Annotated in this window: 9 protein-coding genes and 2 tRNA genes; 5 read left to right on the top strand and 6 right to left on the bottom strand. The window is 39.6% G+C overall.

Translation table 11 applies throughout. The features are described from left to right. Positions 1 to 40: 40 nt before the first annotated feature. The 4 genes from NW213_RS01015 to rlmD form a co-directional block, all read right to left on the bottom strand. Positions 41 to 115, bottom strand: a tRNA-Pro gene (locus NW213_RS01015). A 38-nt stretch (positions 116 to 153) separates the two neighbouring features. Further along, positions 154 to 228 (bottom strand) — tRNA-Pro (locus tag NW213_RS01010). Positions 229 to 449: 221 nt separating this feature from the next. After that, positions 450 to 1373, bottom strand: coding sequence for an RluA family pseudouridine synthase (locus NW213_RS01005; protein WP_258321530.1), 924 nt, complete (start codon positions 1371 to 1373; stop codon positions 450 to 452). A gap of 23 nt (positions 1374 to 1396) precedes the next feature. Beyond that, entirely contained in the window at positions 1397 to 2821 is a 1425-nt protein-coding gene (gene rlmD, locus NW213_RS01000; protein ID WP_258321529.1) for a 23S rRNA (uracil(1939)-C(5))-methyltransferase RlmD, read from the bottom strand. A 269-nt stretch (positions 2822 to 3090) separates the two neighbouring features. Here rlmD and ppdK point away from each other — a divergent pair, with 269 nt between their 5' ends. After that, complete coding sequence (ppdK, locus tag NW213_RS00995; RefSeq protein WP_258321528.1) at positions 3091 to 5811, top strand: pyruvate, phosphate dikinase; 2721 nt, start codon at positions 3091 to 3093, stop codon at positions 5809 to 5811. Between the two features lie 331 nt (positions 5812 to 6142). Next, complete coding sequence (locus tag NW213_RS00990) at positions 6143 to 7639, top strand: site-specific integrase (RefSeq protein WP_258321527.1); 1497 nt, start codon at positions 6143 to 6145, stop codon at positions 7637 to 7639. 92 nt (positions 7640 to 7731) lie between these two features. Here the strand turns inward: NW213_RS00990 and NW213_RS00985 are convergent, their stop codons facing one another. Next, the gene (locus NW213_RS00985) at positions 7732 to 7944 is read right to left on the bottom strand and encodes a hypothetical protein (RefSeq protein ID WP_007843075.1); all 213 of its coding nucleotides are present in this window, start codon (positions 7942 to 7944) and stop codon (positions 7732 to 7734) included. Between the two features lie 620 nt (positions 7945 to 8564). Between NW213_RS00985 and NW213_RS00980 the strand changes: the two genes are divergently transcribed. The 3 genes from NW213_RS00980 (at position 8565) to NW213_RS00970 (ending at position 10897) form a co-directional block, all read left to right on the top strand. Next, a complete protein-coding gene (locus tag NW213_RS00980) occupies positions 8565 to 8822 on the top strand; it encodes a hypothetical protein (RefSeq protein WP_258321526.1) in 258 nt (85 codons plus the stop codon). Further along, complete coding sequence (locus NW213_RS00975) at positions 8819 to 9205, top strand: hypothetical protein (protein ID WP_007843076.1); 387 nt, start codon at positions 8819 to 8821, stop codon at positions 9203 to 9205. The genes NW213_RS00980 and NW213_RS00975 overlap by 4 nt, the downstream gene beginning before the upstream one ends. Positions 9206 to 9322: 117 nt before the next feature. Then, on the top strand, positions 9323 to 10897 hold the full coding sequence (locus NW213_RS00970; RefSeq protein ID WP_007843078.1) for a relaxase/mobilization nuclease domain-containing protein: 1575 nt from the start codon (positions 9323 to 9325) through the stop codon (positions 10895 to 10897). A 544-nt stretch (positions 10898 to 11441) separates the two neighbouring features. Here NW213_RS00970 and NW213_RS00960 read toward each other — a convergent pair. Next, entirely contained in the window at positions 11442 to 12605 is a 1164-nt protein-coding gene (locus NW213_RS00960) for a hypothetical protein (RefSeq protein WP_007843080.1), read from the bottom strand. Positions 12606 to 13063 lie beyond the last annotated feature (458 nt).

Below are 13063 nucleotides of genomic sequence, written 5' to 3'. Positions count from 1 at the left end.
GTGTCTGATATTTTGAAGATACATCTTCTTTCTCATCTTGTCGGGGTACCAGGATTCGAACCTGGGACCCCCTGCTCCCAAAGCAGGTGCGCTAACCGGACTGCGCTACACCCCGAAGATGTTAAATTTTTAGCTGAGAAATCTTTTACCTTGTCGGGGTACCAGGATTCGAACCTGGGACCCCCTGCTCCCAAAGCAGGTGCGCTAACCGGACTGCGCTACACCCCGAAGGCGTTTTTCTCAAATGCGGTGCAAAGATACATGTTTATTTTTAAACAAGCAATAGTTTGTACAATCTTTTTTCAAAAAAATGCTTTGTCGTTTTAAATCGAATGACAAAGCATTTTGTTTAAAACAACAAAGCGTTTTTATAAAACATCTCAGGCATATCAAAAGCCTATATAATTATATCCGTATATAAAGAACATACAGACGATATTTCTGTGACTTTATTTCTTAAGCATCAATGTCTTGAACGGTGTAGGATAAGGAGTTTCAAACTGCATCATCTCACCGGTTACAGGATGATAAAAGCAGAGTTTGAATGCATGAAGCGCCAATCGGCCAAGAGGATCAGCCTCACATCCATATCGCTGATCTCCCACAACCGGATGTCCTAACGTCTGCATATGCACGCGTATCTGATTTTTACGTCCTGTCTCAAGATTGAGTTCAACCAGAGAATAACCATTTGCACGCTTTATTGTCTTGAAATGAGTAATAGACAGCTTGCCGCCATCATCATAATCGCATGAACTTACGTATAGTTTACGGTCTGTCAGCCATGACTTCACGGTACCCTGATCTTTTTCCATATCCCCCATCACTATTGATACATAACGGCGGTCGAACACTATGTCATGCCAATTGTCACGCAAAGTATGCTGTGTTTTCTCATCTTTGGCATACATCATTATACCTGAAGTTTCACGGTCAAGACGATGCACCACAAACACTCGGTTTCTTGGATGCTGACGTTTTACATATTCATTCAGAATATGCTGTGCTGTACGTTCTTTCTGACGGTCGGTTGCAACAGAAAGAAGCCCCTCCTTCTTTTCCACCACAATCAGATAAGCGTCTTCGTACAGTATATTAAGAAGCGGGTTATGGAATTCATGCTTGTTCTTCTCCTTGCTAATCTGAACCTTCATTCCAGGTTTAAGAGGAAAGTTATAATGTGTCTGGATATTATTATCAACCATAACTACACGATTTGTAAGCAAAGCCTTAACTCGTGTACGGCTTATTCCGGACATTTTTTTCATAAGGAATTCCATCAGCTCAGACGGCTCCGTTACATTATATACAGTATATTTTGCAGCCGCACGTGCCACCGGACGTCTTTCCGGTCTGTTTTTTCTTTCTTCCACTTTTTTCTGTTTTTAGTTTGAACTTATACTTTCCTTTTCTCAAGGAGTACCACATTCTCCACATGATGTGTATGAGGGAACATATCAACAGGCTGCACAGCCATTACCTTATACATAGAATCAAGCAATTGCAAATCGCGTGCCTGTGTGGCCGGATTACAGCTTACGTAAACAATTCTTTCCGGAGCGGCAAACATTATCACATCTATCACATCATTGTGCATTCCGGCACGTGGAGGATCGGTAATAATAACGTCAGGACGTCCGTGTTCATTGATGAAATCCTGAGTAAGTATATCCTTCATGTCGCCTGCATAAAACAGAGTATTATCTATACCATTTATTGCAGAGTTCACCTTTGCATCTTCTATCGCTTCAGGTACATATTCAATACCTATTACTTTCTTGGCCTGACGCGAGACAAAGTTGGCAATAGTTCCTGTTCCTGTATAAAGGTCGTAAACAAGTTCGTTTCCTGTAAGTCCGGCAAACTCTCTTGCCACTTTATACAGATTATATGCCTGTTCGGAATTTGTCTGATAGAATGATTTAGGTCCTACTTTAAATCTCAGACCTTCCATTTCTTCGAATATATGATCGTTACCTTTGAATACCTCTACATCAAGATCTCCAATGGTGTCGTTACATTTATTATTAATAACATACATAAGAGATGTTATTTCAGGGAATGAATCGGCCACAAACTGAAGTATCTCCATCATCTTGGCACGGTCATCGTCTGTCACAACCTTACATTGCAACAATACCATCAATTCGCCTGTAGAAGACGTACGCACCATCATGTTACGAAGTAATCCTTCCTGCGAACGGAGGTCAAAGAAAGAGAAATTATGCTCGTACGCATAATCACGTATCGCATTTCTTATCCTATTTGAAATATCGTCCTGAAGCCAGCACTTCTCTATGGCCAGAACTTTATCAAAAGCCCCCGGTATATGGAAACCAACGGCATTCATCTGGTCATACTTGACATCCTGTTTCACTTCTTCCTCAGTGAGCCAGCGCTTGTTTGAAAATGTAAATTCGAGTTTGTTTCTATAGAATTTGGTCTTCTCCGAACCAAGTATAGGTCTGAATTCCGGAAGTTCTACCTTTCCTATACGTGTGAGATTATCAAAAACCTGTTTCTGCTTATACTTTATCTGATCTTCGTACGAAAGACACTGCCACTTACAGCCTCCACATACACCATAATGCTGACAGAAAGGTTCTGCCCTCATAGGAGATTTTTCGTGAAACTTCACTGCCACTGCCTCTGCATAATGGTTCTTTTTACGTTTCACTTGCAGGTCAACCACATCTCCCGGTACTACATAAGGTACGAACACCACCAAATCGTTCACTTTAGCCAAGGCCTTGCCTTCTGCGGCCACATCTGTTATTGTTACCTTTTCCAATAAAGGTAGTTCTTTTTTCTTCCTTGCCACGTTATTTTTCAATAAAACCAATTTGGGGCAAATTTAGTCATTTTTTCTGACAAAACACCATGATTTCAAAAATAGTTATTTTTGCTATATAGACATAGCAAAAACATGTTGTAGAATATAATATATATGTTTGTTTATATACAAATAATATATAGTTTTGCCATCGTTAAAGAAAAACAGACAGTATTTTACATTATTTACGGTCTGCACAAAAGGATAGAAACTAATACTTAAAATAACTAATAACTTTAAAAACCTTATCATTAAAAATGGAAACAAAAAGAGTCTATACCTTCGGAAACGGTAAGGCCGAAGGAAAAGCAGACATGAGAAACTTACTTGGGGGAAAAGGTGCAAATCTTGCAGAAATGAATCTTATTGGCGTTCCGGTACCTCCAGGCTTCACCATAACTACAGATGTATGTAACGAATATTACGCCGAAGGCAAAGATAAAGTAGTAGCCCTGCTTAAAGAAGATGTAGAAAAAGCCATCAAAGGCGTAGAAGAACTTATGAAATCAAAATTCGGCGATGTAGAAAATCCGCTTCTTGTTTCAGTACGTTCAGGTGCCCGCGCTTCAATGCCCGGTATGATGGATACAATTCTAAACCTCGGACTTAACGATGAGGTAGTAGAAGGTTTGACACGTAAAACAGGAAACGAACGTTTCGCTTGGGACTCATACCGCCGCTTCGTACAGATGTATGGTGACGTAGTTCTCGGCATGAAACCTACAAACAAAGATGATATAGACCCGTTTGAAGCAATTATAGAAGACGTAAAGAAAGCTAAAGGTGTACGTCTGGACAACGAACTTGAAGTTGAAGACCTGAAAGAACTGGTAGTAAGATTCAAGGCTGCAGTAAAAGCTCAGACAGGAAAAGATTTCCCATCAAACGCATACGAACAACTTTGGGGAGCTATCTGTGCCGTATTCGATTCATGGATGAACGAACGTGCTATCCTCTACCGTAAGATGGAAGGAATACCTGCCGAATGGGGTACTGCTGTAAACGTACAGGCAATGGTGTTCGGTAATATGGGTGATACTTCAGCAACAGGTGTTGCATTCTCTCGCGACGCCGCTACAGGAGAAGACCTCTTCAACGGTGAATACCTTATCAATGCACAGGGAGAAGACGTTGTGGCAGGTATCCGTACACCACAACAGATTACAAAAATCGGTTCACAGCGTTGGGCAGCTCTTCAGGGAATCTCTGAAGAAGAACGAGTTGCAAAATATCCTTCTATGGAAGAAGCAATGCCTGAAATATATAAGGAACTCGATGCCATCCAGACAAAACTTGAAAACCACTATCATGACATGCAGGATATGGAATTCACAGTTCAGGAAGGCAAACTTTGGTTCTTGCAGACACGTAACGGAAAACGTACAGGTGCAGCTATGGTACGCATAGCAATGGAAATGCTTGAACAGGGAATCATAGACGAAAAGACAGCTATAAAGAGATGTGAACCTAACAAACTAGACGAACTCCTCCACCCTGTATTCGACAAGGAAGCATTACGCGCAGCTAAGGCACTGACTCGTGGTCTTCCTGCTTCACCGGGAGCTGCTTGCGGACAAATAGTATTCTTTGCTGAAGATGCAGCACAGTGGAGAGCAGACGGACACAGAGTTGTTCTTGTTCGTATCGAAACCTCACCAGAAGACCTTGCTGGTATGACAGCTGCCGAAGGTATCCTCACTGCACGTGGCGGTATGACTTCACACGCTGCTGTAGTGGCACGCGGTATGGGTAAATGCTGTGTTTCAGGCGCCGGAGCAATCAATGTTGACTATAAGGCCCGCACAGTGGAAATAGACGGTACTGTATTGAAAGAAGGTGATTACATTTCTTTGAACGGTAGCACCGGAGATGTATATCAAGGTGAAGTTCCTACAAAAGCTGCAGAAGTTTCAGGCGATTTCGCTAAACTGATGAACTTGTGTGATAAATATACAAGACTTAAAGTTCGTACAAATGCCGATACTCCTCATGATGCAGAAGTAGCACGCGGTTTCGGTGCAGTAGGTATCGGACTTTGCCGTACAGAACACATGTTCTTCGACAATCAGAAGATTATCGCAATGCGCGAAATGATTCTTGCAAACGATGTTGAAGGACGTAAGAAAGCACTTGCAAAACTTCTTCCATATCAGAAGGCTGACTTCAAAGGCATATTCAAGGCTATGGACGGCTGTCCTGTAAATGTACGCTTGCTCGACCCGCCTTTGCACGAATTCGTACCACACGATTTGAAGGGACAGGAAGAAATGGCACAGGCTATGGGTGTGACAGTAGAATATATTCGTCAGAGAGTTGACAGCCTTTGCGAACACAACCCAATGTTAGGACATCGCGGTTGCCGTTTGGGTAACACATATCCTGAAATAACAGAAATGCAGACCCAGGCAATTCTTGGCGCAGCAATCGAATTGAAGAAAGAAGGCTACGATCCTCATCCAGAAATCATGGTTCCGCTAACCGGTATCCTTTACGAATTCGAAGCTCAGGAAAAGGTTATCCGCAAAGCCGCAGCTGAACTGTTCGAAAAAGAAGGAGTGGAAATACCATTCAAGGTAGGTACAATGATTGAAATTCCTCGTGCCGCTTTGACAGCCGACAGAATAGCATCAAAAGCTGAATACTTCTCATTCGGTACAAACGACTTGACACAGATGACATTCGGTTATTCACGCGACGATATCGCCTCGTTCTTGCCTGTATATCTTGAAAAGAAGATTCTTAAGGTTGACCCATTCCAGGTACTTGACCAGAATGGTGTAGGTCAGCTGGTAGAAATGGCAGTAGAAAAAGGTCGCTCAGTACGTCCTGATTTGAAATGCGGTATCTGTGGTGAACACGGTGGTGAACCTTCATCAGTAAAATTCTGCCACAAGGTTGGATTGAACTATGTATCTTGCTCTCCATTCCGTGTGCCTATTGCAAGATTGGCTGCGGCACAAGCTGCGATAGAGGAATAATGCTAAGAATATAGCAGCTTTAGAAAAAAGTCATACTAAAGCGCATACACTTCACATACACCGGCAATGTAACCTATTGGGGAATAATCGTATATGAAAGTGGCGCAGGCTGCTATTGAGGAAGCATAAGCAATATAGGATAGTATTTGATTTAGGCTGTAACGAACTGTTTATCAGGCGTTACAGCCTAAGTTGTTTTTAGGCGGTTCGTGCATTTGTCCGCAAAAAATGAGTCAAATAAACGGTACTTGCATACACCACGCATACACTTTTGAACAGTGGCGCATACACCAACGCATACACCATTTAATAACTTATAAATCAATCTGATATGGCAACATTTAAAGTAGTCGTAAGAAAAAAGAGAGCTGACGGATTTTATCCAGTGTACATTCGTGTTGTCCACCGTTCAAGAATGGGTTATATTAAAACTGATAAACTCATTACGGACAAGCAAATCACCAAGAATGGCGAAATCAAGGATATTGTGGTCAATGAATATTGTTCACGAGAAATCCTACGTTATAGCGATATGATAAATCGTAAGGATGTCTCAAATTATTCTGTTGCTGAACTAATTGAATTTCTTATTCATTCAGATGAAGAAATATGTTTTAGTGACTATGCAACAAAGTTCATTAACCGTATGGCCTCTGAAGGACATGAACGTAATGCTAAGAACTATCGCCTGGCTGTAAACCACCTCGAAAGATATTTGGGAACAACCAGAGTTATGTTTACTCACTTGTCATCTTCTGTTTTGACAAGATGGATTAATAGCCTTTCGTTAACGAACAGAGCGAAAGAAATGTACCCTACTTGTTTAAGACAGATATTCAAAAGGGCACTTATAGAGTTGAACGATGAAGAACGTGGTATCGTGCGAATCAAATACAATCCTTGGTTAAAGGTATCCATTCCAAAATCTGACAGTACAGTTCAAAGAGCCATCAGTGCAGAGGCATGTAGGGAGTTTTTCAATCGTCCCCTACCTGAAACCAAAATGATTTCTTCTCTTCCGGAACTGGGCAGAGATGTGGCACTCCTATCTTTGTGTCTGGGCGGAATAAATACCGTAGATATATTTGAGCTTAAAAAAGAAAACTATAAGGATGGAATTATCGGATATAAAAGAGCTAAGACAAAGCACAGCCGAAAAGACGAAGCCTATATTGAAATGCGTGTGGAACCGTTCATTCAGCCTACATTTGACAAATATCTTTCAGACGAGAATGATGAATATCTTTTCAAATTCCATAAGCGTTACAGTAACCCGGACAGTTTCAATGCCAACGTTAATATTGGAATCAGAAAGATATGTGCCGATATGGGAATGAAGAAGGAGGATTACTACTGTTATTACACTTTCCGTCATACATGGGCTACAATTGCCCAAAATGACTGTGATGCCAATCTGTATGAAGTTGCTTTCGGCATGAATCACAGCCATGGACTGAATATAACAAGAGGCTATGTCAAGATAGATTTCACTCCTGCCTGGGAACTCAATGCAAAAGTGATTGACTTCATTTTCTTCAGCAGCAAGAAGAGCAAGCAAGGCAAGGCACGTGACTTCGAGACACCGGCAGACAAGATGTTCCGCATCACAAAGAAGATGATGATCTATGGCCGTGCATATTTCAAAGGTGACGTAATCGGTGAAATAACAGATATTGGTTTCAGTAATGTGGACCAGGTTATCGACAGACTGGTTGAACAGTTACCTAAGGATATCCCTACCGGATGTATGGTTCAGTTCCGTCTTATGAATTGTGATTCCAAGAAGGAAGTTGTATATGAAAGAAGCAAGGGAAAAGGTTTCATGTAATCGGCAAAACTGAACAAGCCATTAACACAAAGGGAGGATTCTACTTATCTTTATCAGAACCGTACCATTTATCATATTGGTGCGGTTCTTTTCTATTTGTCCAGTTGGTTCCAGGGCATGATTTCACGACCTATAACTATGGCAAAGACAAGTACGATAAGCTTCCATATAAGTATGACAGTCTTCTTTACTAGCCATACAGCCAGACGTATGGAAATCCTCAAAAGCCAGAATACCAGCTTCAGGAGCAGCATACCGATAATAAGTACCGGCAGCAAATATATAATCAACAGCAGTTCAAACATAATGTGTAATATTTATGAGTATAAAGAGCTTATTAATTATATAAATATACTAAAAATCAATGAGATACAGAAATTTACGCAACACTATTTTCTTGTTGTTCGAATAGATTTTTACTGATTATCAGTGCTATATCACCATGATAACAAAGTATCTCCAGACTCTGAAAACGAGGTTGTTCTGTCTGAATGTTTCTGCAATACAGTTCAGATAAAATAAGATTTCCCGATAGCCATTTCATCAGCTGAATCAGCTACAAGATTATATTTTCCCTTTTATTGGGATTCCAATAACTTAGATAAGCAGGTTACTTTTACCATACTATCATGGTATCGGGACTACATATTATATTGGATATAGGTTTTATGAGAACAATATCCATTTATCCTGTATAACTACATCTTGTGTGTTTTTGAAACTTTGGTTTATCCAACCGAAGAATGTAAAACATTGCTTTCTGACTACCGAAATTAGTATAATTCAAAGATTAAATAACACTTGTAGCATCTGTTTCTGAATACACGGGAATTGGTTTCAAAAGTCTTAGAAGTTTATATAACAATAATCCGCTATATGGATATTCCAAAACAACCGGATGCTACAGCACATGGTAAGCCGGAATATGCCTCCAAAGAATTGTGTTGCAGATTTCGGTTTGCAACAGCTTTCTCCGGTAAATTTGGGTGTAATAATCATTCCCGGATGGCATCGTTCTGCCGTGCAGAGTTTTCCAAGCAAGTTGTACTTTTGTGGCCACAAAACTCCGTTTCGTACTCACAAAAGTAACTTGCCGAATGCTGGCGCATCGGAGCGGCTGGCCGCTGTTTCGTACGACGAAAGATGGTCCGGGAAACCTAACCACCAATGTATCCAAGTATGAAGAATCAGAGAACCAAGTACATCAAGGTAAGGATGACACCGGAAGAAGTGCAACAGTTTAAGGAGAAATCTGCCTCCTATTCATCTGTGAGTCATTATATACGCTCGGCACTGGCAGAGTATTCAAATATCGGAACCAAAAGGCAACTCGAACTGATGAATGACCTCGGTCTGTTGTATCGCAAATACCAGAATGAACTTTCCTGGGCAGGAGGAAACCTTAATCAGTCAGTTAAACGTGCCAATGAGCTTGCGGTAGCCGGGTTACTCGCTCCCGGCTATATTCAGGAAGTTCTGTTACCTGTTATCCTCGAAACTCAGGAAATATTGAACCGAATAAAGAAAGACCTTGATTCTCTGACACAGAAAGCTGTCAGAATCTGAGTTATTAGTTACACGGTATTCAATCATTTCAGATATTATTATTGTGTAACCGTAGATTAATGAGCCTGAAGTATTTCGGTTACTCAGTAACTTAAACCATGATAATTAGGATTCAATATGATAGCAACCATATTACCGGGAAGCACGAACTTCCATGCTGTCGGTTACAATGAACATAAAGTCTCGAAAGGTGTTGCACGGCTTATCGAGATTCAGAATTTCGGTTCACTCGGAACATTTCACAAACCTACCCCGAGTGAACTGGTCGGTTATCTCCAGAAGTACAGTTCACAGAACAGCAGAATCAGAAAACCGCAGTTTCATCTGGCCATATCATGCAAGGGACACGAAATGTCGGAAGATGAGTTGCTGGATTTTGCACACCAGTATCTCAAAGAAATGGGATACGGAGAATCCGGTCAGCCGTTGCTTGTTTATTCTCATTATGACACGGAGAATACCCATCTTCATATCATCACTTCGAGAGTGGCACCTAATGGAAGAAAGATTCAGCACAGCCATGAACGCAGACGTTCCCAGGAGGTAATAGACCGTATTCTTGGTAACGACAGGAAGAAGAAAACGGAAGATGACATTAATTTGGCCAAGCTATACACGTTCTCTTCATTTGCCCAGTTCAAGGCAATAATGGTTTCCATGGGATATGAAGTCTATCAGAAAGATGGGAATGTACTCGTCAAGCATGGTGGAAAGGTTCAGAAGGAAATCCCTTCTTCAGAAATAGAAAGTCTTTTCAAGAGCGGTTATCGGGAAAGGACACGTTGCCGTCAGCTCAGAAGTATATTAAAGAAATACCGTGACGTAAGTTCCAACAAGGAGGAACTGCAGAAGGAACTGAAAACGAAGTTCGGTATTGACATTGTGTTCTTCGGCAAGAAGGATGCACCCTACGGATATATGCTTGTTGATCATACAAACAAAACCGTCATTCATGGTGCAAGAGTACTGGCTGTAGAGGAACTTCTGGACTTCACTACTCCTGAAGAGCGGTTCAACCGGATTGAGGACTATATTGACCGGTTACTTACACTAAATCCGAAGATTACCCAAGGTGAAATATATAGTAAAATCAGGAAACAACGCGCCTATATCAAGAAAGGCATCATCTATTTTGATGGTCAAAGCCGTCCGTTGAAACCTTTTATGGCAGAAGCAATAGACCGTAACAACCGCATAGCCATGGTTGAAACGTTTAGTCCAGTTACTGAGACTGAACGGGATTTGCTCAGCAAAATCTTCAAGGTATCCCGGACTGATTTAGTGGATGTATCTCTGGAAAGAACCCACCACCATACTGATGCTGTGAATCGGTTGCGTGATATATTCAATGATGAAAATATTACATCGGTCAGGAGCAGACTACATGAAGAAGGCTTTACTATCCGTCAGGAGGAAGATGCAACTTATGCAATCAATTTCAAGCAACATATTATTATAAATCTTTCTGAAAAGAATCTCAATCTTGAACGGTTAAAGAAACCAATGAATCAGCCAATGAAGATAATAAAACAACAAAAGCAACTTCAAACTCAAAAATATTCTTCACATTTCTCCAGCAAGGCCAAGCTGCATGATACAATTGGTGGCAGTCATAGTGAAAATCGCGAGTGGGAAGTTGGGCTCAAAGATAATTCTGACGATACAAATGACATATTATCTATCAAAAGATAAAAATATAGTGAAAACCAACTAGACTTAAATGTTTAATATGCATTTAGAACCATAGAACAACCCCAAAATATCATAAATATCCAAACGTGAATCTTTAATTACCAAGCGTATTCTAAAATTTAACACTTTTCGATTGCCATTTGTTGTTTCCCAAATTTCCACATATTTTAGATACATATTTCTGATGTGGAGAATTTGCGTCGCTTATTTTTTGTCATATCGTGCGGTAATTGATAAGGGTTTACAACCATTTACGATAAACGACAATAACCGCCCCGATATGCGGAAATAGTCACACCATGTAGAAAGGCGACAGCGGTTGACTTCCGTTCACATCCGTTTACCATTTCTGATATATAGGAATGAAGAAATGAACTAGTAAACGAAAAACAGTATGAAAGCAACCAGAAAATGCAGTCATCAAGGACTTCAAGGTAGAGCTGTTAAAGACGTTTATTCCCATTGACGAAATAGGAAATGGGAATTTGAATTTTCATCTTCCTTAGATAAAACATATTTTATTATTCTATAGTCACTCCACCATTCAAAACTTTAAACAATTATGATATATCAAATTAGAAATCTTCCTTATTAAGAAAACGGAACTTAACTGAAGTAAAGCTATTTTTTCCTTCCAATATGCACGTTTAATATTTTTAATGTTATTTTTAATGGCAGTTTTTCTCATCTTTACACTTTGTTCTGCAATAGTAATACCATCAGGCCACTTAACTTGCACTTTCGGATCCTGTTTAATCACAAATACAGTAAATTCCGTACGCATTCTTTCTACCCCGCTGATTTCTGAAAAAGGTTTTGTTATGCACTTGCATACGAATCGTTCATATTGATCGTAAGCAAAATATATTATTGGGAGTGAAACTATGAATGGGTCATGAGTAAAATTATTGCACCATGTATTTAGTCTTTCTAAAGTCTTTATTGGCATATTGAGTTTTATATTCCATCCATCACCTGAAATAACGCAACCACTAGACATTCGTTTGTCGCGATAATTAGCCAAAAATTTCGCTCCTATTTGAGTGAATTTTTTATTTCGATTACCATTTAAATCCACTATATCAACATACCCAATAATTTGTTTAAATAGCATCTCTAATGCTTGCCTAATCAGTATTTGGATATGTGGACGAATGTCTCTAAATGATAAATTATCTATACTGGGGATTGTCTCCATCCAAAACATTGAACGAATCACTTCCCGCTGGTCATTTAAATCTAAAGATGAACGCCGACCTACCATGTTTGGAAATGGTACGTAATTACTTATATCACATTTATCCCAATGAGTATAACAATATTCGTTAAAAAAATCAGTCATGTCAATGACTAATTCTAAAGCAATATTATGATATCTAGGTGCATATTGCGTTTTTATTGATTTCTTAACCTCGTCGCACATTTTCCCCATTGTATATATCAAAGCCACAGCTAACTGTTTTCTAGTACCAAAGTCAATGTTATCCTGATTACAATTAAAAATAAAATTGGCAGCAATATCATCATTCATTTGAGACACATCTTTCATTTGAGAAATCAATTGAACATTTTGATTCATTACGTTGCTTAGCCGACGTAACATTTCATTATAGTCTTTATTTTGGATGTCATTAATTGGTTCGAGAATCTTATTAGCATCTGTCAGTAATGATTTTATTGAGCAATATAATTTAGTTGATTTATTCATATGACTATTGTGTTAAAAATAAAAGTGCTAGGTAAAATGTGTATATTCTATTTCGCAACTGACAATCTGTGCGTTAAATCCCTACAAAGGTAAGTATAATTACTGACACTGAGGTGCAGTTTTCAACTTATTATGGGTATGGATGTTATTTCAAATATGACAGCAGAATATTTTCATCGATCATATTGATAATCACGACGCCAACGACAAACATCTGGTAATTCATAACCGCCTGTTTTACATCGCTTCTCAAGTAATTTTCCCCGTCATTTATGGGTACGTTTAATTATCAGGGAACTCTTTTGCAATTATGTATCTTGGAGATACTCACGGATAAACCAAAAAGGAGTGGAATATCAGAAGTAAATAGAATTAGAAAGAGAAGAAACCGCGCAAATCGACGCTCCAAATGAGTTAAGAGTCAATAAAAGCATTAAATCTTCACCCTTTAGAATGTA

The organism is Bacteroides sp. ET336 (assembly GCF_024733815.1).
Taxonomy (GTDB): domain Bacteria; phylum Bacteroidota; class Bacteroidia; order Bacteroidales; family Bacteroidaceae; genus Phocaeicola; species Phocaeicola cellulolyticus.
The sequence above is the reverse complement of the archived record's forward strand: the minus strand, read 5'-3'. Positions and strand labels throughout refer to the sequence as shown.

Excerpts from the sequence above, each read along its gene's own strand:
- ppdK (WP_258321528.1), top strand. The coding sequence starts at position 3,091 with ATGGAAACAAAAAGAGTCTATACCTTCGGAAACGGTAAGGCCGAAGGA.
- NW213_RS00990 (WP_258321527.1), top strand. The coding sequence starts at position 6,143 with ATGGCAACATTTAAAGTAGTCGTAAGAAAAAAGAGAGCTGACGGATTT.
- NW213_RS00985 (WP_007843075.1), bottom strand. The coding sequence starts at position 7,944 with ATGTTTGAACTGCTGTTGATTATATATTTGCTGCCGGTACTTATTATC.
- NW213_RS00980 (WP_258321526.1), top strand. The coding sequence starts at position 8,565 with ATGCCTCCAAAGAATTGTGTTGCAGATTTCGGTTTGCAACAGCTTTCT.
- NW213_RS00975 (WP_007843076.1), top strand. The coding sequence starts at position 8,819 with ATGAAGAATCAGAGAACCAAGTACATCAAGGTAAGGATGACACCGGAA.
- NW213_RS00970 (WP_007843078.1), top strand. The coding sequence starts at position 9,323 with ATGATAGCAACCATATTACCGGGAAGCACGAACTTCCATGCTGTCGGT.
- NW213_RS00960 (WP_007843080.1), bottom strand. The coding sequence starts at position 12,605 with ATGAATAAATCAACTAAATTATATTGCTCAATAAAATCATTACTGACA.